The 26,062-nt window shown below is 66.4% G+C and carries 22 protein-coding genes and 2 riboswitches; of the genes, 5 read left to right on the top strand and 17 right to left on the bottom strand.

Features of this window, described 5'->3' with window-relative positions; translation table 11 throughout:
* The 4 genes from ACK6AU_RS10495 to ACK6AU_RS10480 form a co-directional block, all read right to left on the bottom strand.
* A partial coding sequence (locus ACK6AU_RS10495) for a PAAR domain-containing protein (protein WP_409299192.1) occupies positions 1-478 on the bottom strand: 478 nt, incomplete at its 3' end.
* 135 nt (positions 479-613) lie between these two features.
* Positions 614-1,945, bottom strand: coding sequence for an MFS transporter (locus ACK6AU_RS10490; protein WP_409299190.1), 1,332 nt, complete (start codon positions 1,943-1,945; stop codon positions 614-616).
* Between the two features lie 44 nt (positions 1,946-1,989).
* Entirely contained in the window at positions 1,990-3,528 is a 1,539-nt protein-coding gene (locus ACK6AU_RS10485) for a class I adenylate-forming enzyme family protein (protein ID WP_185701149.1), read from the bottom strand.
* A gap of 2 nt (positions 3,529-3,530) precedes the next feature.
* Positions 3,531-4,709 carry an acetyl-CoA acetyltransferase gene (locus ACK6AU_RS10480; protein WP_185701148.1) on the bottom strand — a complete coding sequence of 393 codons (1,179 nt, stop codon included), beginning with the start codon at positions 4,707-4,709 and terminating at the stop codon, positions 3,531-3,533.
* A gap of 144 nt (positions 4,710-4,853) precedes the next feature.
* Between ACK6AU_RS10480 and ACK6AU_RS10475 the strand changes: the two genes are divergently transcribed.
* Positions 4,854-5,426, top strand: a complete 573-nt coding sequence (locus ACK6AU_RS10475) for a LuxR C-terminal-related transcriptional regulator (protein WP_185701147.1) — start codon at positions 4,854-4,856, stop codon at positions 5,424-5,426.
* A 4-nt stretch (positions 5,427-5,430) separates the two neighbouring features.
* Here the strand turns inward: ACK6AU_RS10475 and ACK6AU_RS10470 are convergent, their stop codons facing one another.
* From ACK6AU_RS10470 to cobW, 11 genes are all read right to left on the bottom strand, one after another.
* Positions 5,431-5,949 (bottom strand): hypothetical protein, encoded by a 519-nt coding sequence (locus tag ACK6AU_RS10470; protein WP_409299187.1) that lies wholly within the window; start codon positions 5,947-5,949, stop codon positions 5,431-5,433.
* An 84-nt stretch (positions 5,950-6,033) separates the two neighbouring features.
* Positions 6,034-7,005 (bottom strand): cyclase family protein, encoded by a 972-nt coding sequence (locus tag ACK6AU_RS10465; RefSeq protein WP_185701145.1) that lies wholly within the window; start codon positions 7,003-7,005, stop codon positions 6,034-6,036.
* A gap of 44 nt (positions 7,006-7,049) precedes the next feature.
* Complete coding sequence (locus ACK6AU_RS10460) at positions 7,050-7,808, bottom strand: SDR family oxidoreductase (RefSeq protein ID WP_185701144.1); 759 nt, start codon at positions 7,806-7,808, stop codon at positions 7,050-7,052.
* A gap of 45 nt (positions 7,809-7,853) precedes the next feature.
* Entirely contained in the window at positions 7,854-9,302 is a 1,449-nt protein-coding gene (locus tag ACK6AU_RS10455) for an aldehyde dehydrogenase family protein (protein WP_409299185.1), read from the bottom strand.
* A gap of 2 nt (positions 9,303-9,304) precedes the next feature.
* Positions 9,305-10,411, bottom strand: coding sequence for a tartrate dehydrogenase (locus ACK6AU_RS10450; RefSeq protein ID WP_185701142.1), 1,107 nt, complete (start codon positions 10,409-10,411; stop codon positions 9,305-9,307).
* 148 nt (positions 10,412-10,559) lie between these two features.
* A complete protein-coding gene (locus ACK6AU_RS10445) occupies positions 10,560-11,474 on the bottom strand; it encodes a LysR family transcriptional regulator (RefSeq protein WP_185701141.1) in 915 nt (304 codons plus the stop codon).
* 93 nt (positions 11,475-11,567) lie between these two features.
* Positions 11,568-13,214, bottom strand: a complete 1,647-nt coding sequence (locus ACK6AU_RS10440) for a phospholipase D-like domain-containing protein (protein WP_409299182.1) — start codon at positions 13,212-13,214, stop codon at positions 11,568-11,570.
* Positions 13,215-13,298: 84 nt separating this feature from the next.
* On the bottom strand, positions 13,299-13,898 hold the full coding sequence (locus tag ACK6AU_RS10435) for a VWA domain-containing protein (RefSeq protein WP_185701198.1): 600 nt from the start codon (positions 13,896-13,898) through the stop codon (positions 13,299-13,301).
* A gap of 53 nt (positions 13,899-13,951) precedes the next feature.
* On the bottom strand, positions 13,952-14,962 hold the full coding sequence (locus ACK6AU_RS10430; RefSeq protein ID WP_409299180.1) for an ATP-binding protein: 1,011 nt from the start codon (positions 14,960-14,962) through the stop codon (positions 13,952-13,954).
* A 245-nt stretch (positions 14,963-15,207) separates the two neighbouring features.
* Positions 15,208-18,978, bottom strand: a complete 3,771-nt coding sequence (gene cobN, locus ACK6AU_RS10425; RefSeq protein ID WP_409299178.1) for a cobaltochelatase subunit CobN — start codon at positions 18,976-18,978, stop codon at positions 15,208-15,210.
* Positions 18,979-18,981: 3 nt separating this feature from the next.
* Positions 18,982-20,049 (bottom strand): cobalamin biosynthesis protein CobW, encoded by a 1,068-nt coding sequence (gene cobW / locus ACK6AU_RS10420; protein WP_409299176.1) that lies wholly within the window; start codon positions 20,047-20,049, stop codon positions 18,982-18,984.
* A 96-nt stretch (positions 20,050-20,145) separates the two neighbouring features.
* Positions 20,146-20,357, bottom strand: a riboswitch (cobalamin riboswitch).
* A gap of 85 nt (positions 20,358-20,442) precedes the next feature.
* A riboswitch (cobalamin riboswitch) is annotated at positions 20,443-20,665 on the top strand.
* A gap of 97 nt (positions 20,666-20,762) precedes the next feature.
* On the opposite strand from cobW, the gene ACK6AU_RS10415 reads away from it, so the two are divergent.
* The 4 genes from ACK6AU_RS10415 to cobM all read left to right on the top strand — a co-directional run bounded on the left by ACK6AU_RS10415 (position 20,763) and on the right by cobM (position 22,897).
* Positions 20,763-20,951 (top strand): CbtB-domain containing protein, encoded by a 189-nt coding sequence (locus tag ACK6AU_RS10415; RefSeq protein WP_185701136.1) that lies wholly within the window; start codon positions 20,763-20,765, stop codon positions 20,949-20,951.
* A gap of 11 nt (positions 20,952-20,962) precedes the next feature.
* The gene (locus ACK6AU_RS10410) at positions 20,963-21,667 is read left to right on the top strand and encodes a CbtA family protein (protein ID WP_409299174.1); all 705 of its coding nucleotides are present in this window, start codon (positions 20,963-20,965) and stop codon (positions 21,665-21,667) included.
* Positions 21,664-22,068: a cobalamin biosynthesis protein gene (locus tag ACK6AU_RS10405; protein WP_409299172.1), complete on the top strand. Its 405-nt coding sequence runs from the start codon at positions 21,664-21,666 to the stop codon at positions 22,066-22,068. Before ACK6AU_RS10410 ends, ACK6AU_RS10405 begins: the two co-directional genes overlap by 4 nt.
* A gap of 82 nt (positions 22,069-22,150) precedes the next feature.
* Complete coding sequence (cobM, locus tag ACK6AU_RS10400; protein ID WP_409299170.1) at positions 22,151-22,897, top strand: precorrin-4 C(11)-methyltransferase; 747 nt, start codon at positions 22,151-22,153, stop codon at positions 22,895-22,897.
* A gap of 68 nt (positions 22,898-22,965) precedes the next feature.
* Here the strand turns inward: cobM and nfuA are convergent, their stop codons facing one another.
* Positions 22,966-23,550 carry a Fe-S biogenesis protein NfuA gene (gene nfuA, locus ACK6AU_RS10395; protein WP_185701132.1) on the bottom strand — a complete coding sequence of 195 codons (585 nt, stop codon included), beginning with the start codon at positions 23,548-23,550 and terminating at the stop codon, positions 22,966-22,968.
* 138 nt (positions 23,551-23,688) lie between these two features.
* Positions 23,689-25,980 carry a fatty acid cis/trans isomerase gene (locus tag ACK6AU_RS10390; RefSeq protein WP_409299167.1) on the bottom strand — a complete coding sequence of 764 codons (2,292 nt, stop codon included), beginning with the start codon at positions 25,978-25,980 and terminating at the stop codon, positions 23,689-23,691.
* Positions 25,981-26,062: the final 82 nt, after the last annotated feature.

Raw genomic sequence — 26,062 nt, 5'->3', positions numbered from 1 at the left:
TCAGGGTGTTCTGGCTGCCGCTCTTGATATGCGCGCCACAGACCATCTTGCTTTGCAGTCGCGCAGCGGGCTTGCCCTTGATGGTGACCTTGGCGCTGCCTTCGGCGATCAGCACCGGAAACGGCCAGGGCGGATGGTTGAACGGCAGGCCATTGCACGAGGATGAACTGTCCTGGCAGGCGCGCATCGCCTGGCGCCGGTTGATATAGACATTGAAGCTGCCCTCCACCAGCACCCCCGTGGTGGGCTCGGGCAGGTTGAAGAGGGTGCTCAGGCCCTTGACGATCTGGAACATCGACAGGCCGCCGGCGGCGATCGAACCGGCGAGGATCACCGCCGCCACCCCGCCGGTGGCCGCCGTGGCGGCGATGATCGCCGCGCCGATCAAGGCACCGGCCACCGCCCCGGCCACCATGGCCGCGACCCCGAAACCGTGGGCGATTTCATCGCCAAGGCGTGCTGCGGCCAATGCATCCATTGCGTCTATCCGACTCCCTTGCCGCCCTGAAGGCCCGGGATATGAGCCTCGCCAGAGCCTAGTGGTATTTGCGCCTTGGGCACGCCGGCACAGGGTGAATTCAAGCAGTATTTGGCAAAACCGTGGGCACTATCCTCAATTGGCCAGCAATCGAGAAGCCGGCCGCGGCTGTTCGCGGGCATCGTGGGTACAGGCGACGAAGTCTTCCTGGTGCAGGATCACCAGGGCCAGCAGCGAAGCGACCCCGGTCGCCACGTAGAAGTACCAGGGCGCACTGATGTCGCCGGTGACCTTGATCAGCCAGGTGGAAATCAGCGGTGCACTGCCACCGAACGCCGCCACCGGGATGTTGTAGGCCACCGCGATGCCGGTGGAACGGACGCGCGTCGGCAGCAACTCGCTCATCAGCGCGTAGGTCGAGGAGGCATACAAGCCGAACAGGATCGCCACCGCCATCAACGGCCAGAACAACGTAGCCGGCGTTGCCGTGGGCGCGGCCTTGAAGAACCAGTACATGGCCAGGGTCGCCAGCACGCCGATCACCATCAGGAACGGCTTGCGCCCGTAGCGGTCGGTGAAGGCGCCGCCGAAAGGCATCACCAGCGCCGCGGCAAGGCTGGCGACGAACACGTAGAGCAAGGTGGTGCCGCTGTCGAACTTCAAGGTGTTGGACATGTAGGTCGAGGCGAACGTCAGCACCAGGTAGAAGATCGAGCTGTGCAGGGTAATGATGAAGAACACCAGGGCGATCGCCCGCTTCCACTGCCAGACCTCGCGCAGCGGCGCCTTGGATGTCTGCCCCGCTTCGACCAGGGCCAGGAACTCCGGGCTGTCCTCCAGCTTCAGGCGGATGTACAGCGAGATCACGCCCAATGGCCCGGCGATCAGGAACGGGATACGCCAGCCCCAGTCCTGCATCACCTCGGCGCCCAGGGTCCAGGTCATGCCATTGGCCACCGCACCGCCCAGCAACAGCCCGAGCACGGCGGTGACCATCAGCCAGCAAGTGGCGAAACCCCGGCGGCCCGGGCCGGCGTACTCGGAAATGAAGCTGGTGATGGTGCCGATCTCGCCCCCGGCGGAGAAGCCCTGCACGCAGCGGATCAGGATCAGGAGGATCGGCGCGGCGATACCGATGCTGGCGTAGGTCGGCAGCAGGCCCAGCAGGCAGGTGGAAGCGGACATCAGCACCAGCACGGTGATCAGGGTCTTGCGCCGGCCGATCTTGTCGGCCAGGGGACCGAAGCACAGGCCGCCCAGGGGCCGGATGAAGAAACTCAGGGCAAAGGCGGCGAAGCTCGCCAGCAGGCTGCTGGTGGGGTCGTCGGAAACGAAGAAGGCCTTGCCGATGTACAGGGCCAGAAAACCGTAGACGCCGTAGTCGTACCACTCGATCAAGTGGCCGGAAGTGGCGCCGATGAAGGCCCGGCGCCGCTGGCGCCGGGGGTTGGAAGGTGGCACGCCCATGTCGGGGACTCCTGTCGTGGTGCTATCCATGAAAAAACCTTGTGTCAGAACTCGGCCAGGGCCTGGGAAGGGTCCTTGAGCCACTGGCGCAGGCGGGTCTTGAGGATCTTGCCGTAGCTGTTCTTCGGCAGCTCGGCGCAGAACAGGTACTTGCGCGGCTTCTTGAACGAGGCCATGCGTTCCACGAACCACTGGCCGAGGGCCAGTTCATCGAGGCTCGCCGGTGAGCGCGCGACCACGAAGGCCACCACCGACTCGCCCCACTCGGCGTCGGCCTCGCCTACCACGCAGACCTCGAACACGCCGGGGTGCTGCATCAGCACTTCCTCGACTTCCCGCGGGTAGATGTTGCTGCCGCCGGAAATGATCACGTCCTTGCAGCGGTCGGTCAGGGTCAGGTAACCCCGCCCATCGAGGAAACCCACATCGCCGGTACGCAGCCAACCGTCTACCAGGGCGGCCTGGGTAGCTTGCGGATTGTTCCAGTAGCCCTGCATCACCGGCGCCCCGCGCACGGCGATCTCTCCCGGTTCGCCGGGCGCCAGGGGCTGACCCGAGGCATCCAGGACCCGCACTTCGACGCAGGCCTGGGCCCGCCCGACCGAAGCGGCGATGGCCGGCCAGTCGGCCTGGTCACGGTCGGCGATGGTCTCCCGGGACAAGGCGGTGATGGTCATCGGGCATTCGCCCTGGCCGTAGATCTGCACCAGTCGTGGGCCGAAGGTATCCAGGGCCGCGGTCAGGTCCGCCAGGTACATCGGGCCGCCGCCGTAGACGATGGTCTTGATCCCCTGCCCGGCGTACCCCTGCTGCCGCGCCTGCTCCACCATGCGCTTGACCATGGTCGGCGCGGCGAACAGGCTGACCTGTCCCAGCTCCTGCGCCAGCTCGAACAGCTCCTGCGCCTGGAAGCCCCGGGACGCCGGCACCACGTGCCGGGCGCCACAGCGTACGTGGATGAAGTTGTACAACCCGGCGCCATGGGACAACGGCGCGGCGTAGACCACCGCGTCGTCCGCCGAGACCGGGTCGACATCCAGCGGGTAGCACAGGGACATGGCCAGCAGGTTGCCGTGGGACAGCATCACCCCCTTGGAACGCCCGGTGGTGCCGGAGGTATAGAACAGCCAGGCCAGGTCGCTGTCCTGTCGCGGGCAGGGTTCCAGGAGCTCGGCACCTGGCGCCTCCGCAGGCAGGGCCGCGGCTACCGCCAGCTCGCGACAGCCCTCTGGCAACGACGCACCGTCGAAGACCCGGCCGTCGTCGGTGTAGATCAAGCGTGCCCCGGCATTGCCGGCGATCCAGGCGGCCTCCAGGGCGTGCAGCTTGTGGTTGATCGGCACCGCCACCGCCCCGCTCCACCAGATGGCGTACAGCAGCTCGAGGTAGGCGCAGCTGTTCTTCAACAGCAGCGCCACCCGTTCGCCGGGAACGATCCCATGCTGTTGGCGCAGCTCCAGGGCCCGGTCGCGGGCCCTGGCGGCAAACGCCTGGTAGTCGGCAACCTGCCGGCTACCCTCGAACAGCGCCGCGCGCTGCGGCCAGCGTTGGGCCGCGTCGAGCAGCCATTGGGCGATATTCATCCTCAGGTCCTGACCGCTTGCAGCACGCTGGCATAGTTGGCCACGGCCATGCCGCCCATGTTGAACAGCAGGCCGAATTCCGCGCCGGGCACGCCCAGGCCAATGGGTTCGCCGACCAGCTGGGCAAAGCCCAGCGCATGCATCGACACCCCCGTGGCCCCCACCGGGTGCCCCTTGGCCTTGAGCCCGCCGGACAGGTTCACCGGCAGGCGCCCGCCCTGACGCACGATGCCGTCGTCGATGGCGCGGTGCCCTTCGCCCTTGGGCGCCAGGCCCATGGCCTCGTAGATCAGCAGTTCGGCGATGGTGAAGCAGTCATGGACCTCGGCGAAGCTCAGGTCGCCCAGGGTCACCCCGGACTCGCGCAGAGCGCCATGGATCGCCCGCTGCGGCCCCTCGAAGGCCAGCACATCGCGACTGGCCATGGGCAACAGGTCGTTGACCTGGACCATGGCGCGAATCGCTACCTGGCGCCGCATCGAGCGGGCGCGATGGGACGAGGCCAGGACGATCGCCGCCGCACCGTCGCTGATCAGCGAGCAGTCGGTCAGGCGCAGCGGCGGCGCGATCAGCGGGTTGCTCTGGGAGACGCTGTTGCAGTGTTCGAAGTCCATCAACCGGTGCATCTGCGCCAGGGGGTTGGCCATGGCGTTGGCGTGGTTCTTCACCGCGATCGCCGCCATCGAGGCCAGCGGGCTGTGGTAGCGCTCGGTGTACTGCTGCGCCACCTGGCCGAACAACTGGGCGAAGCTCAGGCCAGCCTCCCGCGTATCGTTCTGGTAACCGGCACCGGCCAGGGCCCGGGTGACCTCGGCGGTACTGTTGCTGGTCATTTTCTCCGCCCCCACCACCAGCACCAGTTCGGCGGCACCACTGCGGATCGCGTTGATCCCGGCCTGGATTGCCGCCGAACCGGAAGCGCAGGCGTTCTCGAAGCGGGTGGCGGGCTTGAAGCGCAATTGCGGATCGGCCTGGAGCATCAGCGAGGCGGGAAAACCATCCGGGACCAGGCCGGAGTTGAAGTGGCCGAGAAACAGTGCGTCGATCTCGGCGGCGTCGATCTCGGCGTCCGCCAGGGCTTCGCGCGTGACCTTGACGATCAGGTCTTCGAGGTTCAGGCCGTCCAGGCGACCGAAAGGACTGTGGGCGGCGGCGACGATGGATACGGAATCGTGGGTCATGGTGATTTTCTTCTGTCCTTGAAGCGAGGATTCCATAGAATGATCCAGCGCCCGAATCCCAAGCTAGTTGGGGCAACTACCTACTTCTGTAAGTAGTGCCCGCCCCGCGGCAAGTGCGCTGACCCCCTTGAGGCAGGATGCCCAATGACCCTACATACCCAGCGATTCCAGGACCTCGAGCGCCTGGCTTTCCAGGTTTCCCCCGCACCACAGTTGATCACCGGGCACCGACGGATCCTGGACTGCAACCAGGCCTTCGTCCGCCTGTTCGGCTATGAACGCGAGCACCTGCGTAACCACCTGACCTTGCTCCTGTATCCCTCGCACGCCGACTACCAGAGCATTGGCGAGCGCAGCGAACACTGGCTGCGCAGCGGCCCCAGCGACTCCTACAGCGACGAACGCTTCATGCAGCATCGCAATGGCGAGGTGTTCTGGGCCCGGGCCCAGGGGTTCTCCCTGACCCCGCTGGACCCGTTCGAACTGATGGTCTGGCACTTCGAGCGCCTGGATCGCCAGCCGGCGCCGTCGATCCGCCTGACCCCACGCGAACGGGAGATATCCCTGCATATCGTCAATGGCCTGACCTGCAAGGAAGTGGCGCGCCGGCTGGGCATCTCCCATCGCACCGTGGAAGTGCACCGCGCCCGGCTGATGAAGAAACTTCAGGCCAAGAACAGTGCGGAGCTGGTGTCGAAGATCATCTTCATCGGTTGAGGCGCTAGGCCAGCATCTGGCTGGCACTGATGCGCAACAATCGCAACGGGCCGACCCTGGCCCCCTGCACACTGCCACCCTCGTGCAGGATCTGGTTCACCGCATCCATCTCGGCGCTGCGGCCGGCGACCAACTGGTAAGTGCTGCTGGACAACTCGGCGGTGAAGCCCTGCTCGACGGTCCAGTAGGCCAGGGTCAGCGCGGCGGTAAAGTAATGCTGGCTTGCAACCGGTACCTGTACCTCTTCGTCGTTGTCGTCATAGACGATGAAATGCCCGGCGAAGGATGCCACCCCCAGGCGCTTGAGCATGGGCCAGCTCAGGGCCGCAGGCACGAAGGCGTTGAGTTTTTCGGCCACGATTGGCGAATAGCCCCGCTCCTGCAGCAGCTCGACGATCCGGTCCTCGTCGGCCTCGGGGTGGGCCCCCATGACTTGCAGGGCATCGAGCACGGCGCGGTGGGCGGTTTCATGAGCGACGTCGGGAGAACAATGGGCACAGTCTGGCGGGCAGGTATCGCTCATGACAGGTCGAAAATCCATATCGGTGGTGGAAAACGGGCGGCAGGGTAAACCCTTGGTCGCCCGGACTCCAGCACCTTGCTGGCGCTACTTGATCACCACCGGGTTTACCGGGGCGCCGCTGCCACCGACGATCTTCAACGGCGCGGCGGTGTAGAGAAAGGTCCACTGGCCATCGGCCGCGCAGTCCTCGGCCAGGTCCTCGAGCAGCACGATCTCGGTGAAGGCGATGCCCAGGTTGCGCATCAATGCGCAGTGCAGCGGGATCTGCACCCCCGACGCCGGGTCGGTGATCACCTCGTTGGCGATGGTATCGGTCACCAGGTTGGGGATCTCCATCTGGTCGAACCATTCCACCAACTCACGGCTGTAGGTCAGCCCCGGCTCCACCAGGTCCTTGAAGAACTCAGTCTTGCCGTACTCGTAGAAGGCACCCATGGAGCCGGTGCGAATGATCAGGATGTCGCGCTTCTGGATGGCCACGCCCTGGGCCTTGGCCGCGGCCAGCAGGTCCCGGTGGTCGAAGGTCTCGCCACGGCCCAGGTACTTCTTGCCCCGGTGGCGGGCCATGTCGATCAGCACCGCACGCCCCACGATCCCGCGCTCGGCGATCGGCAGCACGCTGGCCTTGGCCATGCCGCCCACCGTGGTGTTGGCGTCGTAACCGTTCCACAACTGGTTGTCGTACCAGGCATGGCCCAGGGCGTCGTACTGGGTCGAGCCCTGCAACTGCATGAAGATCACATCGTCGCAGTACTCGGCGCCACCGGTCATCGAGGGCTGCTTGCCGGCCTGGTAGTGGCTGCGATCCAGGGTATTGAAGCGCATGGACGGGCTGCGCGCCGGCCACATGGGATCGCCACCGGGATGGCCGATCTGCACTTGCAGGGTGAAGGTCTTGCCCTGGCGCACCGCGGCAACGCCACGCAACACCTCGGCCTGCTGCAGGTAATTGAGGGCGCCGACCTCGTCGTCAGGCCCCCACTTGCCCCAATTCCTGGGCAGGCCTTCGAGGAGTTTCGCGGTGTTGGGCTGGTTGTTGTTGTCGATCCCGCACATATCGATTGCACTCCGTAGCTTGGGTGGGTACCGCCGGATGCTCTCTATACACAACGTCCGCCATCGACTTCAAGGCAGGTGCCGGTAATGAAGGCCGCCTCATCGCTGGCCAGGTACAGGCAGGCATTGGCCACGTCCTGGGGCGTGGAGAAGCGTCCCAGGGGGATGCCAGCCATGAATTTCTCGCGGTTCTGCGGGGTGTCCGGCACGCCCATGAACTCACTGAGCAACGCCGTGGCGCCCACTACCGGGTTGACGCAATTGACCCGGATATTGTCCGGCCCCAGCTCGGCGGCCATGGTCTTGCTGATCACCACCACCGCGCCCTTGCTGCCGTTGTACCAGACCAACCCGGGCCGCGGCCGGACCGCCGCGGTGGAAGCGATGTTGACGAACACCCCGCCACCCTGCCCGCGAAAATGCGGGACGAAGTGCCTGGCACTCAGGTAGATGCTCTTGACGTTGACCGCGAACACCCGGTCGAACTCGGCCTCGTCCACCTCCAGCATCGGCCGGTTGCGGTGGGTGGTGCCGGCGTTGTTGACCACGATATCCAGGCCCCCGTACTGCTCCAGGGTGTCGCGCAACAGCGCCGCGACGCTGGCGTCCTCGGCCACATTGACCTGGACGAAATGGGCCTGCCCCCCGGCGGCACGGATCTCGTCCGCCACCCGTTGGCCGCCCGTGGCATTCAAGTCGGCGACGATCACTTGCGCCCCTTGACGGGCGAAGGTCTTGGCGATGCCTTCGCCGAAACCGGAACCGGCGCCGGTGACGATGGCTGTCTTGTTGGCTAGACGCATGGGAGTGACTCCTGATCTTGTTGTTGTGTGCCGCGGTGGCGGCTTTCAGTCGTGACGGATAGCGATGGTCTTCAAGGTGGTGAAGCCCAGCAGTGCCTCGAAGCCCTTTTCCCGGCCATAACCGCTGGCCTTGACCCCTCCGAAGGGCAACTCGACGCCACCGCCGGCGCCATAGTTGTTGATGAACACCTGGCCGCAGCGCAGCTTGTGGGCCATGCGCATCTGGCGCGCGCCGTCACGGGTCCAGACCCCGGCCACCAGGCCGAAGGCGCTGTCGTTGGCCAGGCGGATGGCGTGGGCCTCGTCCTCGAAAGGCATGACCGCCAGCACCGGGCCGAAGACCTCTTCCCGGGCCAGGCGGCTGTCGGCCGGTACATCGCGAAACAGCACGGCCTCCTGGAAAAAACCAGCGTTGCCAGCCTCGGGCACTACCACGCCACGGGCCGCCACCGGAATCCCCGCGGCCTCGGCTTCGCGCACGAACTCACGCACCTGTCGCAGCTGCTTCTGGTTGATCAGCGGCCCCATGTCCAGGTCCAACTCCGAGGGGCCGGCGCGCAACTGGCTGAAACCCTGGGCCAGGCGCTCCAGCAGGGGCTCGTAGAGGCTGCGTTCCACCAGCAGGCGACTGCCGGCGGAGCAGGTTTGCCCGCAGTTCTGCACGATGGCGTTGATCAATACCGGTAATGCGCGCTCCACGTCGGCGTCGGCGAAGACGATCTGTGGCGACTTGCCGCCCAGCTCCAGGGTCACCGGGCAATGGCGCTCGGCGGCGGCCTTGGCTACCAGGGCGCCGGTACCGGTAGAGCCGGTGAAGGAAATATGCGCCACCCCGGGATGAGCGCACAGGGCTGCGCCGGCCTCATGGCCATAACCGCTGACCACGTTCACCGTGCCCTTGGGAAACCCGACCTCGGCGGCCAGTTCCGCCAGCCGCAGCAGGGACAGGCTGGCGTCCTCGGCCGGCTTGATCACGCAGGCATTGCCTGCGGCCAGGGCCGCGCCGACGCTGCGCCCGAAGATCTGCATCGGGTAGTTCCAGGGAATGATGTGCCCGGTCACGCCATGGGGCTCGCGCACGCTCAGCACGGTGTAACCGGCCTGGTAGGGCAGGGTCTGGCCGTGAAGCTTGTCGGCAGCGCCGGCGTAGTACTCGAAGTAGCGCGCCAGGGCCGTGGCATCGGCCCGGGCCACCTTGAGCGCCTTGCCGGTATCCCGGGCCTCGATCTGCGCCAACTGCTCGTGGTGCTCCAGCACCGCGGCACCGAGACGGGCCAGCAAGCGCCCGCGCTCCAGGGCCGAAAGAGCGCCCCAGGGGCCGTCGAAGTTCTCCCCCAGGGCCCGCTGTGCTGCGCTCACCGCCAGGTCGATATCTTCGGCGGTGCCCCGGGCGATGCGGGCATAGGTGGCGCCGCTACTGGGGTCCAGTACCGGGATGTCCTCGCTCCAGGACGAGGCCTGCCATTGGTTGTCGATGTAGTGTCCGTGCTGCATGTTCAGCTCCCCTCCAGGCATTCGGCGATGGCACGCCCGACTTCCACGGTGCTGGCGGTACCGCCCATTTCCCGGGTACGCGGACCGTCTGCGAGTACGCTCTCGATGCTTTGTACGACGGCGGCGGCCGCCCGTTGGTAAAGCTCGTCGCCCTGACCCAGGTGCTCGATCATCAACGCTGCCGACCAGATCTGGCCGATCGGGTTGGCCACGCCCAGCCCGGCGATGTCCGGCGCCGAGCCGTGCACGGGTTCGAACAGCGAGGGATACAGCCGCTCAGGGTTGAGGTTGGCCGAGGGGGCGATACCGATGGTGCCGGTACAGGCCGGGCCAAGATCGGAAAGGATGTCGCCGAACAGATTGGAGGCCACCACCACATCGAACCAGTCCGGATGCTGGACGAAGTGCGCGCAGAGGATATCGATATGGAACTTGCGGCTGGCGACCTCGGGATAGGCCTTGGCGATGGCGTCCAGGCGCTCGTCCCAGAATGGCATGGTGATGGCGATGCCATTGGATTTGGTGGCCGCCACCAGATTGCGCCGAGGCCGGCGGCTGGCCAGTTCGAAGGCGTACTCGAGCACCCGGTCGACGCCATGCCGGGAAAACACCGACTCCTGCAAGGCGATCTCCCGAGGCGTACCCGGCCACATGCGCCCGCCGACACTGGAGTACTCGCCCTCGGTGTTCTCCCGCACCACGATGAAGTCGATGTCGCCCGGCACCCGCCCGGCCAGCGGACAGGGCACGCCGGGCATCAGGCGCACGGGGCGGATGTTGACGTACTGGTCGAACTGGCGACGGATCTTGAGCAGCGAGTCCCAGACCGCCACATGGTCGGGGACGATATCCGGGGCTCCCACGGCGCCGAAGAAGATCGCTTCGTGATGGCCGATCTGCTCGGCCCAGTCCTCGGGCATCATGCTGCCGTGGGCCTGGTAGTGCTCGCTGCACCAGTTGAAATGATCGAAATGCCAGTCGATGCCGAAGCGCCGACCGACCGCATCGAGCACCCGCAGGCCTTCGGGCACCACTTCGCGGCCGATACCATCACCGGCGATCACCGCGATGCGGTGGACGGGTTTTACAGGGGGATTGATCCTGGACAAGCCATATCTCCTGGTCTGACGTGTTGTTGTTAGCGAGGCAGGTCAAGCGGACAGGCGTGCCCATTCTGGCCACGGAGCCGGGCCAGTGGGAATTGCTCATTACGGAAACCGCCTTCGAAAAATTCGAAGGCCGGATGAGCGATGGCTGCTACCGATCGCCCTCACGGGCCGCTGCCCCGTCCTGCTGGAAGCCTGCCAGGTAGTCGAACAGTGCGTGGCTGGCCAGGGACGGCGGCTCACGGCGGCGACACAAGTACATCTGGCGATCGGCCCAGGGGTCATCGATTTCGATAAAACGCAAGTCCATTTCCTTGCGGAAGATCTGTACCGCGCCCTGGGGCAACACACCGACGCCCTGCCCCGCGGCAATCAGCCGGCACACGGCCTCGAAGCTGCGCACCTGCACCCGCAGGCGCAAGGGCATGCTCACGGCGGCGGCAGCCTCGGTAATCAGCGGGGTAATGGCGGCGTTGTCCTCCAGGCCGACGAAGTCGTAGCCCAACAGGTCCTCGAAGCGTGCATGGCTCATCTTGAACGGATGCCCCTGGGGCACGATCAGGCACAGGCGGTCGCGACAATACGCCTTGAAATACAGGTCCCGCGCCTCAGGCAAGGTGGTGACGATGCCGACGTCGGCCACCCCGTCACGCACAGCCAGGAGAATCTCGCGACTGCGCTCCTCGCGAATGTCGATGCGAATGCCAGGATGCAGCTCGCTCCATTGGGTCAGCTGCCTGGGCAGTTCCTGGCTCATGGCCGAACTGTTGGCGTAGAGGCTGACCCGGCCCGTGGCCCCCTTGGCGAAGTCGGCAAGGTCGGCATGCATCACGTCCACGGCCCGCAGGATGCTCCGCGCGTGATCGGCCAGGGCCTGGCCCGCTGGCGTGGGCTGCACTCCGGTGGACGTGCGCACCAGGAGCGCCACCTTGAAATGCTGCTCCAGCAAGGACAACCGGCGGCTGGCGGCCGACAGCGACAGGTGCGACTGCTCGGCGGCCCGGGACAGGTTGCCCAGGGTCAGGGCCTTGAGGAACAACTCGATGGAGGTCAGGTCCGGAGACATGGCGGGGTCCTTGTGCGCAGTCGCTGAAACCTACGCAGTCACCCGCCGATATGCAACCTGCGCCAGCTTCCCGCCAGGCTGGACACCTTGGCTTCAGCGCCCGGAGAAGCGCAGGCGCGAAAGCATGCGCAAATCGCCTGCGAGGTAGTAATCGTTGCTCCAGCTATCATCCGCCGCCAAAGGCTGGACCTGCTTGAGCGCCAGCTGCCTGGCAAAGTAGCGGAACCGGTAGTGCTCGTAGAAGCGCAGCAGTTCCAGGCCGTAGCGGTCCGCCAGGTCGGTGTCACCACGGATGATCAGGAAGTTCTCGTCGTTGTCCTGGCTGGCGCCGACGCTGAGGTTGTGGCTGCCGCTGATGATCACCGGGGCGTCGCTGGTGAAGTCGGTGACCACTGCCTTGGTGTGCACCAGCAAGTTGCCCTTCTGCCCCTTGAGGCCTTCCTTGAGCCAGCCTTCCAGGCCGTTGTTGAGCAACGCGGTGGCGGCGAACTCCGCCGTGCGATCGGCATGGAAACCGGTGATGCGGCTGGCGGTGTTCTGCAGGCCATAGCGCAACACGTCGTCGTGGGGCTGGCCGAGCAAGGCATCGAGGATCCGGTCGGGCAAGGCGAAGGCGGTGACGAACAGCAAGTCACGGCGGGCGCCATTGATGATCCGCACGAACTCATCGAGGTCGCCCTGCCCCGTCCGTGGCGAGAAACCGGCGAACAGCGCCGCCGCAGGCTGCATGGGGTTGTGCTGGGTCAACCATTGGCGGGTGGCACCGACCTCCGCCGGCGCCGCCCAGATCTGCTCGAACACCTGCAGGTAGCGGTCGGCGATGTCCGGGTTGTCCAGGCAGTGCAGCACGTTGGCCTGGCGGTACACGCCATTGGCGGTGAAGTTGGTGCTGCCGCACAGCACCGCGACATTCTGGCGCTGCCCGCCGGCATCCAGGCGGCCGAGGACGATGAACTTGTCGTGGAAGATGGCGTGGGTCACCCGTGCACGCTTGCTGCCCTCGGGCAGGTGCTGCAGGCTGGCCTGGTTCAACGCCGTGTCATCGTCCCCGGGACCGGCGTGATACAGCACCCGGACCTTGGCCCCGCGATCGAAGGCCGCGTTGACCGCATCGACAATGGCCGGCAGCTGGTATTCGTAGATGGCGATATCCAGGCTCCAACTGGCGTCGCTGGCGCGCTGGATGAACCCCAGCAACTGCTCCAGCAAGCCGTTCTTCAGCCATTGCCGGGGCGCCTCTGGCCAGGCCTCGATGGGCAGGTTCTTATTGGCGCTGAGCAAAGTGTCCAGTTCGGGAAACTTGCGCGAGAACGCCTGGCTGGCGGCCACCGCGCGATTGAAGATCACCCGCTGCCCGGGAGGCTGGCCGTTGTCGGCGGTGATGCATAGCGGCAGCATTTCTCCCAACTGCGGCGCGGCGGCGCTGCCATAGACCAGGTACACCCGATAGTTGAGGGTGGCGCCCGGGTTGACGGCATAGTCGGCCCAGCGAAACTTCTGCAATGGCGCCTGGTCGCTGGGCGTGGCGTTGTACTGCGGGAAAGTGTGCGTCTTGCCGGGAAAGGTCAGGCTGTTGAACAGGAACAACCAGGGTTTGCTACCGGTCTGCTTTTCGATGGCGAACCCCAGCAAGCCCTGGCGGCGACTGGCATCCAGGTCCATGGCCAGGAGTACGCCATTGGTGCCGGCGTAGGCCTTGACCCGAAAATCGTCCTTGTCGTTGTGCACCAGTACCCGCATGGCGTCGCTCCCCTTGATTGGCGCAGGCAGTGTAGCCGCTGCCGCAGGCTGCGCATGGCTCGTACGAGCCACGGGGCTTGGGGGCTACAGGTCGATATGGTGGTAGTCGGCGCCCAGGCGTTGCGCCAGTTCCCGGGCGCGGCCGAGGCGGATCGGGCTGCGCTCGATGTCCAGCAACAGGGTCGGACAATTCAGAGCGTCGACCGGCGGCAGGGTCTTCAGGCGCCCGTCGGTGATCAGCAGCACCCGCTGCTGTTCCGCCGGCCAGCGCCGTTGCCGCTGCTCCAGCCACTGCCGGGCCTCGGCCAGGGCCTGGGGCAATGGCGTACCGCCGCCGGCGCCCAGGCCATCGAGCCAATGCCGCAGGTCCCTGGACGCCTTGAGCCCCTGGACCTGCCAGCGAGGCGCTCGACCGCTGGCGGTGAGCAAGGCCAGGCGCGCCCGTTGCCGGTAGGCATCGTCGAACAGTTGCGCCAGCAGGCCCTTGGCATCGCTCAGGGCCTGGTGCCGGCGCGTCGAGGCCGAGGCGTCGACGATCACCAGCCACAACTCATGGGGCGTGCGACTGCGCAGTTGCCACAGCAGGTCCTCGACCAGGCGTGGACGCCCCTTGAGCAAGGTGCCGGGCCAGTTGATGCGACCGCAACTCGCCGCCCGGCTGCGGCCTTGTCGTCCCTGGTCCAAGCGCCCCGGCCGGGGCTTGGCATCCGCCCCCGGGCCAGAGCGGGAACGGATGCCTAGGGCTTTTTTGGCCAGCTGGGCACTTCGCGCCGGGCGCCGGTGGGCAGTGCCTGGGCCGGCATGTCACCCCATTGGCCCGCGCCTTCGCTGGTCTCGCGCTGCGCCCCGGACTGCTGCGGTGCCGGCGACTGGGGTTGCTGCACCGGTGCCGCGGGCGCCTGCCCGCGCCGATGGCGCAAGGCGAATTCCGCCACCGCGTCGATATCCTCCTCGGCGATGGCCGAAGCGCCACGCCAGGCGGCATGGGCCCGGGCGGCCCGCAGCCAGACCAGGTCGGCACGCAAGCCGTCGACCCCGGCGGCGAAACAGCGCTCGGTGATCTGCGCCAGGGCCTGGTCATCCAGTGCGATACCTTCCAGCAGCGTCCGTGCCTGCTGGCAGCGCTGGCGCAGTTTGGCCTGGGCCTGGGCCCATTGGTTGCAGAAGCCCTGCGGATCACTGTCGAAATCCAGGCGCCGACGGATGATCTGCCCGCGTTCCTGGGGCAGGACCTGGCCGCTCAAGGCCACGTTGAGGCCGAAGCGGTCCAGCAGTTGCGGGCGCAACTCGCCCTCCTCCGGGTTCATGGTGCCGATCAGCACGAACTTCGCCGAATGCCGATGGGAAATGCCATCGCGCTCGATCAGGTTGGTGCCACTGGCCGCCACGTCCAGCAGCAAGTCCACCAGGTGGTCGGGCAGCAGGTTGACCTCATCGACATACAGCACCCCGCCGTCGGCCTTGGCCAGAACGCCCGGGGAGAACTGCGCCCGCCCCTCGCCCAGGGCCGCATCCAGGTCCAGGGTGCCCACCAACCGCTCTTCGCTGGCCCCCAGGGGCAAGGTGACGAACTGCCCGCTGGCCAGCAAATCCGCCAGCCCCCGGGCCAGGGTCGACTTGGCCATGCCCCGTGGCCCCTCGATCAGCACGCCACCGATCTTCGGGTCGATGGCGGTCAGGCACAGGGCCAATTTCAGGGCATCGGCGCCGACCACGGCCGACAAGGGGAAATGCGGGGTGTCGCTCATCTGGGGTTCTCGCTTGGATCGGGGGTGTCCCGAAGGACGATTTCGCGAGCCAGCTCGCGATCGAGTGCACAGCATTCGCCGCCTCAGGGCACCTCTAGAAACGTAGGCGAGGCAGTCAGCGCAAGGCAAAAACAGGCGAAAAAGCGCAGTTTACAAGGAGTAAATGAGCATTTTGACCGGGCTGGCGCACCAGCCTGTTTTTAACGCAGCGATGACAACAACGCAGGTAGTTTTCAGAGGTGCCCTCAGGAGTCTTCTTCTATATCCAGCAACAGGTGTTCCAGGGCCTCGCGATACGCGCCGGGCTCCTGCCACAGGCCGCGCTGCTGGGCCTCCAGCAAGCGCTCGGTCATATCGCGCAGGGCGTGGGGATTATGCTGGCGAACGAACTCGCGGGTCGAGTCGTCCAGCAGGTAGGCGTCGGCCAGCAAGGCGTACTGGTGGTCGTCGAGCAGTTCGGTGGTGGCATCGAAGGCGAACAGGTTGTCCAGGGTCGCGGCCATTTCGAAGGCGCCCTTGTAACCGTGGCGCTTGACCCCCTCGATCCATTTCGGGTTGACCGCCCGGGCACGGATCACCCGGTTGAGCTCTTCCTTGAGGCTGCGGATCTTCGGCAGGTCGGGCTGGCTGTGATCGCCGTGGTAGCTGGCGACCTTGGCCCCGCCCAGGCTTTCCACCGCCGCCAGCATGCCGCCCTGGAACTGGTAATAGTCGTTGGAATCCAGCAGGTCGTGCTCGCGGTTGTCCTGGTTCTGCACTACCGCCTGGACCCGACCCAGGCGAGCGGCGAACTGCTCGCGGGCGTCGGTGCCTTCATCGCTGCCGCCATAGGCGTAGCCACCCCAGTTGAGGTAGACCTCGGCCAGGTCCTCGCGGCTCTGCCACAACCGGCCGTCGATGGCGCCCTGGACCCCGGCGCCATAAGCCCCGGGCTTGGCCCCGAAGATCCGCCAGCCGGCCTGGCGCGCCGCCGCTTCCGGGTCCAGGCCGCTGGCCTCCAAAGCTTCACGTTCGGCTCGGACCCTGGCCGCCAGGGGGTTCAGGTCGGCCGGCTCGTCCAGGGCCGCCACCGCCTGCACCGCCGCGTCGAACAAGCGGATGAGGTTGGCGAAGGCATCGCGGAAGAACCCGGAAATCCGCAGGGTCACGTCGACCCGGGGCCGGTCCAGCAGGCTCAGGGGCAGGATCTCGAAGTCGTCGACCCGCTGGCTGCCGCTGGCCCAGACGGGCCGCACGCCCATCAGCGCCATGGCCTGGGCGATATCGTCGCCACCGGTGCGCATGGTGGCCGTGCCCCACACCGACAAGCCCAGTTGCAGCAGGTGATCGCCGTGATCCTGCAGATGGCGTTCGAGGATCAGGTTGGCCGACTGGAAGCCGATGCGCCAGGCAGTGGTGGTGGGCAGGTTGCGCACATCCACCGAATAGAAATTGCGCCCGGTGGGCAACACGTCCAGGCGCCCGCGACTGGGCGCGCCGCTGGGGCCGGCCGGCACGAAGCGGCCTTGCAGGGCCTCGAGCAGGCCGCGCATCTCTGCCGGGCCACAGGCATCCAGGCGCGGCGCCACCACCTCGCGCAAGCCCTCGATGATGCTGCGCACCGGCTCCCAGCCGGCTTCGTCCAGTTGCGCCACCGGACCTTGCAAGGCCGCCTCGATCAAGCGCCCGGCGTAGATTTCCAGACGCTCGCGCACATCGCCAGCGGTGCGCCACAAGGCATCGCTGAGCTGTTGCAAGGGCTGTGGTCGCCGCCCGGTCCAGGGTTCGGCCAGGGCGCAATCCAACGGGTCGAACCCCAGCTCGAAGGCCTTGGCCAGGGCTCGCAGCAAGCTGGCATGGGCGCCCTTGCCATCGCCCCGGGGGATGCGCAGCAGGGCCAGCAAGGTATCGATGCGCAAGCGCCCCGCTGGTGACTCGCCGAACACATGCAAGCCGTCGCGGATCTGCGATTCCTTGAGATCGCACAGGTAGGTGTCCAGCCGTGGCAGCCAGAGCGCCGCATCGGCTTCGCCCTCCAGTGGTCCGTCCAGTTGCAGCTCGCGGTCGATCTGGGTCTCGCGCACCAGGCGCAGGATGTCCCGCTGCAGCTCGCGGGCGCGGCGCGGGTCGAGCAACCGGGCGTCGTAGTATTCGTCGGCCAGCAGTTCCAGGTTACGCAGCGGGCCGTAGGTCTCGGCGCGAGTCAGGGGCGGCATCAGGTGATCGATGATCACCGCCTGGGTCCGGCGCTTGGCCTGGGCCCCCTCCCCTGGGTCATTGACGATGAACGGGTAGATGTTCGGCAGCGGCCCCAGCAAGGCATCCGGCCAGCAGTGGGCCGACAGGCCGACGCCCTTGCCCGGCAGCCACTCGAGGTTGCCGTGCTTGCCGACGTGGATCACTGCGTGGGCGCCGTAGACCTGGCGCAGCCAGAAATAGAACGCCAGGTAGGCATGGGGCGGCACCAGGTCCGGGTCGTGGTACACCGCGCTGGGGTCGACCTGGTAACCCCGGGCCGGCTGGATGCCGATGAAGGTCAGGCCCAGGCGCAGGCCGGCGACCATCAGCCGCCCGTTGCGGAACATCGGATCCTGCTCCGGGGCGCCCCAGCGCTCCAGCACCGCTTGGCGATTGGCCTCGGGCAGTGCCTGGAACAGACGCTGGTAGTCGTCCAGGGCCAGGCTCTGCTGGCAAGGGCGCAGGTCGAGGCTGTCCAGATCGTTGCTGACGCCACCGAGCAATTGCCGGATCAGCTCGGTGCCGCTGGCCGGCAGCTCGCCAGGCAGCGGATAACCCTCGGCCTGCAAGGCCTTGAGAATGTTCAGCGCCGCCGCCGGGGTATCCAGGCCCACGCCATTGCCGATGCGCCCGTCGCGGGTCGGGTAGTTGGCCAGGACCAGGGCGATGCGCTTGTGCTGGTTGTCCAGGCAGCCCAGCTCGACCCAGTTGCTTGCCAGCCGGGCGACGAAGTCCATGCGCTCGGGCTGGCCGCGATAGCAGACCACGTCCGACTGGCTGCGCTCGCTGCGCCAGGCCAGGTCCTTGAAGCTGATCGGGCGGCTGATGATGCGCCCGTCCAGTTCGGGCAAGGCGATGTGCATGGCCAGGTCCCGTGGGCCCAGGCCCTGCTCGCTGGCCTGCCAGCCCGGCTCGTTGTCCTGGGCGCAGATCGCCTGGATCACCGGGATGTCGCGGCGAAACGGCCGCAGGTGCGGCGCCTCGGGGCTGGACTGGGCGAAACCGGTGGTGTTGAGGATCACTCCCGCGCCGGTCTCATCCAGCCAGTCTTCCACCTGCGCCAGGCAGCCAGGCTCCTTGAGGCTGGCCACAGCGATCGGCAAGGGGTTGAGACCGGCAGCCGCCAGGCGCAGGCAGAACAGATCGATGAATGCGGTGTTGGCCGCCTGCAAGTGCGAGCGATAGAACAGCAGCGCCGCCACCGCCTGGCCGGGCTGCCAGTGGGCCTGCCAATCCGCCAGGCTGGCCTGGCTCCTGGCCGGGTGATAGAGCGCCGTGCGCGGCAGTACCTGCGGCTCGCTCCAGGGATAGTCGCGCCCCAGCAGGCCGCTCAGGCAGCGGTAGAAATTCAGCGCATTGTCCCGCCCACCCTGGCGCAGGAACTGCCACAGGCGGTCGCGCTCCACGGCCGACACGGTGCTCAGGTCGCTAAGTTCCGGGTCGGGCCGGTCGTCCCCCGGCACCAGGATCAGCTGCACCCCGCGCCGGGACAGCTCCACCAGTTGCTCGACGCCATAACGCCAGTAGGCGATGCCACCGTGCAGGGACATCAGGATGACCTTGGCATGGCGCAGCACCTGGTCGACGTACAGGTCCACCGAGGCGTGGTTCTGCACCTGCATCGGGTTGGCCAGGCGAAAGCTGGGGTAGTCCGCTGGCAGTTGCTCGGCGGCCTCGGCCAGCAGCGCCAGGCTGGAGTCGCCGCTGCACAGGATCACCAGCTCGGCGGGGGTTTGTCCAAGGTCGGCGATGTTGTCATCCGACACGAATCCGCCGGGCTGGGTCCTGAGCAGGTGCATGGGTCAGGCGCCCAGGGCAGCGCGCAGTTGCGCTTCCAGCTGGGTTGCGTCCAGTTCCTGGCCGATCAGCACCAGGCGGGTGATGCGTTTCTCATCAGCGCCCCACTTGCGGTCGAAGTGCTTGTCGAAACGGGTGCCCACGCCCTGGAGCAGCAGGCGCATCGGCTTGCCGGGGATCGCCGCGAAACCCTTGACCCGCAGGATGCCGTGCTTGACCACCAGTTGGGTCAGGGCATCGAGCAGCAAGCTTTCGTCGGCCTCGGGCAGCTCGATGGAGATCGAGTCGAAGGCGTCGTGGTCATGGTCGTCATGATCGTCGCCGTCATGATGGTGGTCATGGTGGCTGTGGCGGCTGTCGATGTGCTCCTCGGAACCGGCACCCACGCCCAGCAGCACATCCAGGGGCAGGCGCCCGCTGCTGGCCTCGATCACCTTGACCGCCGGCGGCAGTTCCTCGGCCACTTCCAGGCGGACCTTGGCCAGGTCGGCCGGGTCGATCAGGTCGGTCTTGTTGAGGATCACCAGGTCGGCGCTGGACAGCTGGTCGGCGAACAGCTCGTGCAGCGGCGACTCGTGGTCCAGGTTGGGGTCGAGCTTGCGCTGGGCGTCCACCTGGTCCGGGAAGGCGGCGAAGGTGCCGGCGGCCACGGCCGGGCTGTCGACCACGGTGATCACCGCATCGACGGTGCAGGCGCTGCGGATTTCCGGCCACTGGAAGGCTTGCACCAGGGGCTTGGGCAGGGCCAGGCCGCTGGTTTCGATGAGGATATGGTCCAGGTCGCCACGGCGGGCCACCAGTTCGCGCATCACCGGGAAGAACTCTTCCTGCACGGTGCAGCACAGGCAGCCGTTGGCCAATTCGAAGACCCGGCCGCTGGCCTCCTCCTCGGTGCAGCCGATGGAGCACTGCTTGAGGATCTCGCCGTCGATGCCCAGCTCGCCGAATTCATTGACGATCACCGCGATGCGGCGGCCCCGGGCGTTGTCCAGCATGTGCCGCAGCAGGGTGGTCTTGCCCGAGCCCAGGAAGCCGGTGACGATGGTGACGGGAAGTTTGGCCAGTGTTTTCATCGGATGCCCTTTTGGCGAAGGAGGCGGGCATACGGGACGACAGGCCCGGCGTGGGCCAGGTGCTGATTTCGCCACCGGATCACCCCGCCCGGTTGTAGTGAGAATCTGGGTCGAGGCAGGTCTCCTGGCTGGGGGCTTGCCAGTCCCAGGACTGACGCTTCCTGTGCCTTCCCACCGGCGTCATGTGCGCCAGGCAGTGGCCCTGCAGGAATGGAACCCTTCACAGTTGCGGGGGCAGCCGCGGCTTCTACCGCGTTCCCGTCTTAGCTTCGACCGCCGGCCGAAGAACCTCGAAGGCGCAAGGCTACGCAGAGCGCGGAGGACGGTCAATGCGCATATGCGGCGGTTTCCCGTGCCAGCCGGCAATTGACGGCGCTCCCTTGCCCATGATTTGCTACACAACTTGTTACGGGTGCCCTTCACAGGGTGAAACGGGAAACCGGTGAATCACGCGCTTGCCAGCGGTGACCAGTCCGGTGCTGCCCCCGCAACGGTAAGCGAGCGAAGTGTCAGATCCACTGTGCCCCCGGGCATGGGAAGGCGACACTTGCCGGCATGGCATGACCCGCCCTGTCCCTCGCGAGCCCGGAGACCGGCCCGCCATACACGAATAACAAACCCGCGGTGGGCGGGCGCTGTTGCCAACCCTGCGTGAACGCCGCGCGGGGTTCTCCTGCGCCGCTCCCCCGCCGACAAACCCAAGGGAACGCGCCATGTCGACCATCAGCAGCACCAGCCATTCCGCCAGCAGTACCTCCACCCTGGGCCAGCGCCTGGTAGTCGCCATCGGCGCCTCTATCCTCGGTGCCTGCCTGGTGTACTTCGCCGGCTTCTCGCATATCGAGGCGGTGCACAACGCTGCCCACGACACCCGCCACAGCGCCGCCTTCCCTTGCCACTGAGACCTGCCCCGATGATCAAGCGTATCGCGCAAACCGCGGGCTTCACCGGACTGCTGGCCGCCCTGCTGCTGACCTTGCTGCAAAGCTTGTGGGTCGCCCCCTTGATTCTCCAGGCGGAAACCTACGAAAAGGCCCCGGCCACCGAAGCAGTCCATGAACACGGGCCGGGCGCCATGACCGGGCATGTCCACGACGAAGAAGCCTGGGAACCGGAGGATGGCTGGCAGCGAGTGCTGGCCACCACCGGCGGCAACCTGGTGGTCGCCGTGGGCTTCGCCCTGATGCTGGCAGGCCTCTACACCCTGCGCGCACCGAGCCGCACCTCCCAGGGCCTGCTCTGGGGCCTGGCCGGCTACGCCACCTTCTGCCTGGCCCCCACCCTGGGCCTGCCACCGGAACTGCCCGGCACGGCGGCGGCCGACCTGGTACAGCGCCAGACCTGGTGGGTCGGTGCCGCCGCGTCCACTGCCGTGGGCCTGGCCCTGATCGTGTTCGCCGGCAACTGGCTGCTGAAGTTGCTGGGCGCGGCCATCATCGCCGTGCCCCATGTGATCGGCGCTCCCCAACCGGAGGTGCATTCGATGCTGGCCCCCGAGGCACTGGAGGCGCAGTTCAAGATCGCCTCGCAACTGACCAATGCCGCCTTCTGGCTGGCCCTGGGCCTGATCAGCGCCTGGCTGTTCCGGCGCAAGGGCGAGAATGGCCAGCGGGCATGATCACCGAGCCGGCCCTGGTGGTCGGCCTGGGTTGTCGCAAGGGCTGCCCGGCCAGCGCCTTGCGCACCCTGCTGGACCAGGTACTGCAGGCCCATGGCCTGGACCTGGGCCAGGTACGGGCCCTGGCCAGCATCGACCTGAAGCAGGATGAACCGGGCCTGCTGGAGCTGGCGCAGCAGTTATCGCTACGCCTGGCATTCTTCAGCGGTGCCCAGCTGGCGCCCTACGACTCGCGCCTGAGCCACCGGTCGCAGGTCGCGTTCGAACGCACCGGCTGCCATGGCGTCGCCGAAAGCGCCGCCCTGGCCATGGCCGAATGCCTGCAAGCAGGCTCGGCGCAACTGCTGGTGCCCCGGCAAAAATCCGCCGAAGCCACCCTGGCATTGGCTGTTTGCCCTTAGAATCACCGATAATCCCCGCCCTCGATCATGAGCGATCTTCATCATGAAGTCCGCTCGCCCCCTTTTTTCACAGGACACTGCCATGACTGTCTACTTCATCGGTGCCGGCCCCGGCGACCCGGAACTGATCACCGTCAAGGGCCAGCGCCTGATCCATCGCTGCCCGGTGATCATCTATGCCGGCTCCCTGGTGCCCCAGGCGGTGCTCGAGGGGCATAACGCGGTACGGGTGATCAACAGCGCCGAGCTGCATCTGGAACAGATCATCGAGGTCATCCGCGAAGCCCATGCCCAGGGTCTGGATGTAGCCCGGGTGCACTCCGGCGACCCGAGCCTGTACGGCGCCATCGGCGAGCAGATCCGTTGCCTGCGGGAGTTGGGGATTGCTTTCGAGATCGTCCCCGGAGTCACCGCCACCGCCGCCTGCGCCGCATTGCTGGGAGCGGAGCTGACCTTGCCCGATGTCTCCCAGAGCGTGATCCTCACCCGCTACGCGGACAAGACCAGCATGCCGGCCGGCGAAGAGTTCGCCAGCCTCGCGGCCCATGGCGCCACCATGGCCATCCACCTGGGGGTCAACCACATCGAGCGCATCGTTGCCGAACTGCTGCCCCACTACGGCGCCGACTGCCCGATCGCGGTGGTGCACCGGGCCACCTGGCCGGACCAGGACTGGGTACAGGGGACCCTGGCGGATATCGCCGCCAAGGTGGCCGCCAGGGGCTTCCGGCGCACCGCGCTGATCCTGGTGGGCCGGGTATTGGCCAGCGATGCCTTCGGTGAGTCGTCGCTGTACCGCGCCGGCCACGCCCACCTCTATCGACCCTGAGGGCTTGGCCCCAGGCATAAAAAAACGGCGCTCACGGGGCGCCGTTTTTTTGTGTCGCAGCGAACGCCTTAGTAGTAGGCGTTTTCTTTCTGCGTGTGGTCGGTGACGTCGCGCACGCCCTTGAGCTCAGGAATACGCTCGAGCAGGGTGCGCTCGATGCCGTCCTTCAAGGTCACGTCGGCCTGGCCACACCCCTGGCAGCCGCCACCGAACTGCAGCACGGCGATGCCGTCTTCGACCACGTCGATCAGGCTGACCTGGCCGCCGTGGCTGGCCAGCCCGGGGTTGATCTCGGTTTGCAGGTAGTAGTTGATGCGCTCGTTGATCGGGCTGTCGGCATTGACCATGGGCACCTTGGCGTTAGGAGCCTTGATGGTCAGCTGGCCGCCCATGCGGTCGGTGGCGTAGTCGACGACTGCATCATCGAGGAAGGCCTCGCTGAAAGAGTCGATGTAGGCAGTGAAGCTCTTGAGGCCCAGGGCCTTGTCCTCGGGCTTTTCTTCGCCCGGCTTGCAATAGGCGATGCAAGTCTCGGCGTACTGGGTCCCTGGTTGGGTGATGAAGATGCGGATGCCGATCCCCGGGGTGTTCTGCTTGGACAGCAGATCAGCCAGATAATCGTGGGCGGCGTCGGTAATGGTTATGGCGCTCATGGTGGTTCCTCGCAGACGTGGGCGCAGTTTACGCCAATCGATGCCACGGAAAAAGTCCTAGTGTTTTTGTCGGGATAGACCTTGGTCTGACACGCCCCCGGACACCTCTGCGCATCCGGGGACGGCAACCGCTCTATCTCAGAGGTTCTCGTAGCGGTTCATGTCCATGATCCCGGCCTCGACCGGATCGGTTTCCTGCAGATAGCGGGTCTGGTCATGGAAGTACTGCCAGAACTGCGGATGGCTGCGGCGGATGCCCCAGCGTTCGACGATCTTCTCGAAGCTTTCGGCATCGCGGGCTTGCTGCATGGCCGCGACGAACTCCGGCACCTCGGCGGACGGTATGTCGAACATGAAGTTCGGGTAGCTGCTGAGGATACCCGGGAAGATCGTCAGGGTGTCCAGGCCCGGCTGGTAGCGCAGCGACTCGCCGAGCATGAAGGCCACGTTGCTGTGGGCACGGTTGCGCAGCATGCTGTAAAACTCGCGCTTGCCTCCAGGTGCCTGGATCCGCAACAGGGTCGCTTCAGGCAATTGCTCGATGACCTTGAGCCCTGCCGCCGGCCGCGACGCCAGGCGACTCAGGGCCTGCTCGGCATCCTGCAGGGCCGGGTCGATGTTGGGTCGCGAGCAATAGGCGCTGTCGCAGCGGTTGATCGGGTCCGGCTTGGCATTGAGCTCGCCGTAGCGCACCAGCAACTGGTTGGCGAAATCCTTTTTCGGATCCTTGGCGTCCAGCTTCAGGGCGCTGCGCTTGCTGTCGTCGATGGACTCGTAGTCCAGCCACATCTTGAACTTGCCGCTGTTCTGGTACCAGTCGTCGAGGAAGTCCTCGCGGGTGCCGGCGGGCATCAGGCGCAGGAAGTTCTGCTCGGCGCCATTGCGGATCAGGTCGAAGTACAGCCGGGTCTGGGCCTGGTGCGAGACGTTGCCGAACACGTCGAAGTTCACCGCCAGTTGGTAATAGGTGCGCTCCAGCAATGGATAGTCGAACAGCCACATCGTCTGCGGAATCTCGCCGATCAGGCCCTTGGTCACCGAGGCGCTGTCGAAGTGCCGGAAGATGCTCAACAGCGCGTTGTCGTTGCCGGCCCACAGGGTCGACCAACTGGGCGCCGGGGCCTCGGCGTACGAGTCGCGGCGCAGGACCTCGTACTCGTTGCGCCTGTCGCGGTAGGCCAGCCACAGGCTGAGCACGCTGCCGACATCGTCGTTCTGCCCCGGCATCGCCAGCAGGGGCGTAGCCTGGCCGCGATAGGCCGGGTCGGTGATGTACAGGTCATGTTCCGGGGCCTGGAACAGCGCCCAGAAGTTGTCGCGGATCACATCGGTGGCGATCTGACCACGGCAGACCGGGCCACGAATGAAGGTACGCACGAAGTACTCGGCGTTATCCAGCATGAACTGGTAGCGGGCCTTGGCCGGGATCGCCTCGAAGGTCTCGAACGGGTTGGCCCGGCGCGCCGGCCCATAACCGGGCAAGGCGTTGACCTGCCAGTCGCCGCTGTAGAACAGGGTCTTGACCCGGGCCAGCTTCGCCGCGCCCAACGGGTAGGTGATGTGGGTCTTGTGCACGATCACCCCCTGCACCGGCCACAGGCGGTAGTACACCTGGGTGCCCGGGTCGTCGTTGGGGCGTCGGGTATTGATCAGGTCGATGGGCTGGCCAGTGGGGGTACGCGAGCGCACCCACTGGAAGAAATGCCCCGGCTCACCGCCTTCGAAATAGATGTGCGCCAGGAACCAATGCTCGTAGAGCCAGCGCGCCACCAGGCTTTCCCGGGCGCCAGGGGCGTTGAGCAGGTTTTCCCATTGCACCACCTGCAGGCTTTCCCGGGCACTGGGGGCCAGGCCCTGCTCATCGATCGGAGCCCCGGAAGCCAGCCAGCGTTGTAGCGTCTGGTACTGCTGGCTGGTCAGGCCGGTGACCGCCAGGGGCATGCCTTCCTTGGGGTGGGCGCCGGCATACCCGTCGAACTCGGCCGGCTGCGGGCACATGTTTTCCCGGTTCAGGCCCAGGACGATCTCACTGGGCAGCTTGGCATTGGGTTGCAGCGGCGTACGGTGCCCCAACTCCAGCATCCGGGCCATCAGCGCCGCCTGGCTGCCCTGGGCGTCGAGCACCGAATAGAATCCGCGGCTCTGCCAGGCCGCCTTGCCGCTGGCATCGTAGAACAGCCGGGTCGGCTCCTGGGCCTTGCTCCGCTCGCCATCGTATACCGGCGCCTTCGAGGCGCCACGGGCAGCGCCCTCACCACTGCCCAGGTTGAGCTGGCAGGCCGAGTCGTAGCAGGCGTGGCAAGCCACGCACTTCTCGGTGAAGATCGGCTGGATGTCGCGGGTATAGGAAATCGCCGGCGCCGGACCTTGCGCCATGCACAGTGAACTCAATAGCAGCAGCACGCTGCTGACGGCAAAACGATACGGCATGTCCCTGGTCCCGAAAGTAAAAACGTCGCGATTCTACCGGCCCGCCCGGCGAACCAACATGAACGATATTCATGCAAAACCG

This window comes from Pseudomonas sp. KCJK8993, from assembly GCF_046230915.1.
Lineage (GTDB): Bacteria > Pseudomonadota > Gammaproteobacteria > Pseudomonadales > Pseudomonadaceae > Aquipseudomonas > Aquipseudomonas piscis.
This window is presented reverse-complemented; position numbering and strand designations above follow the sequence as displayed.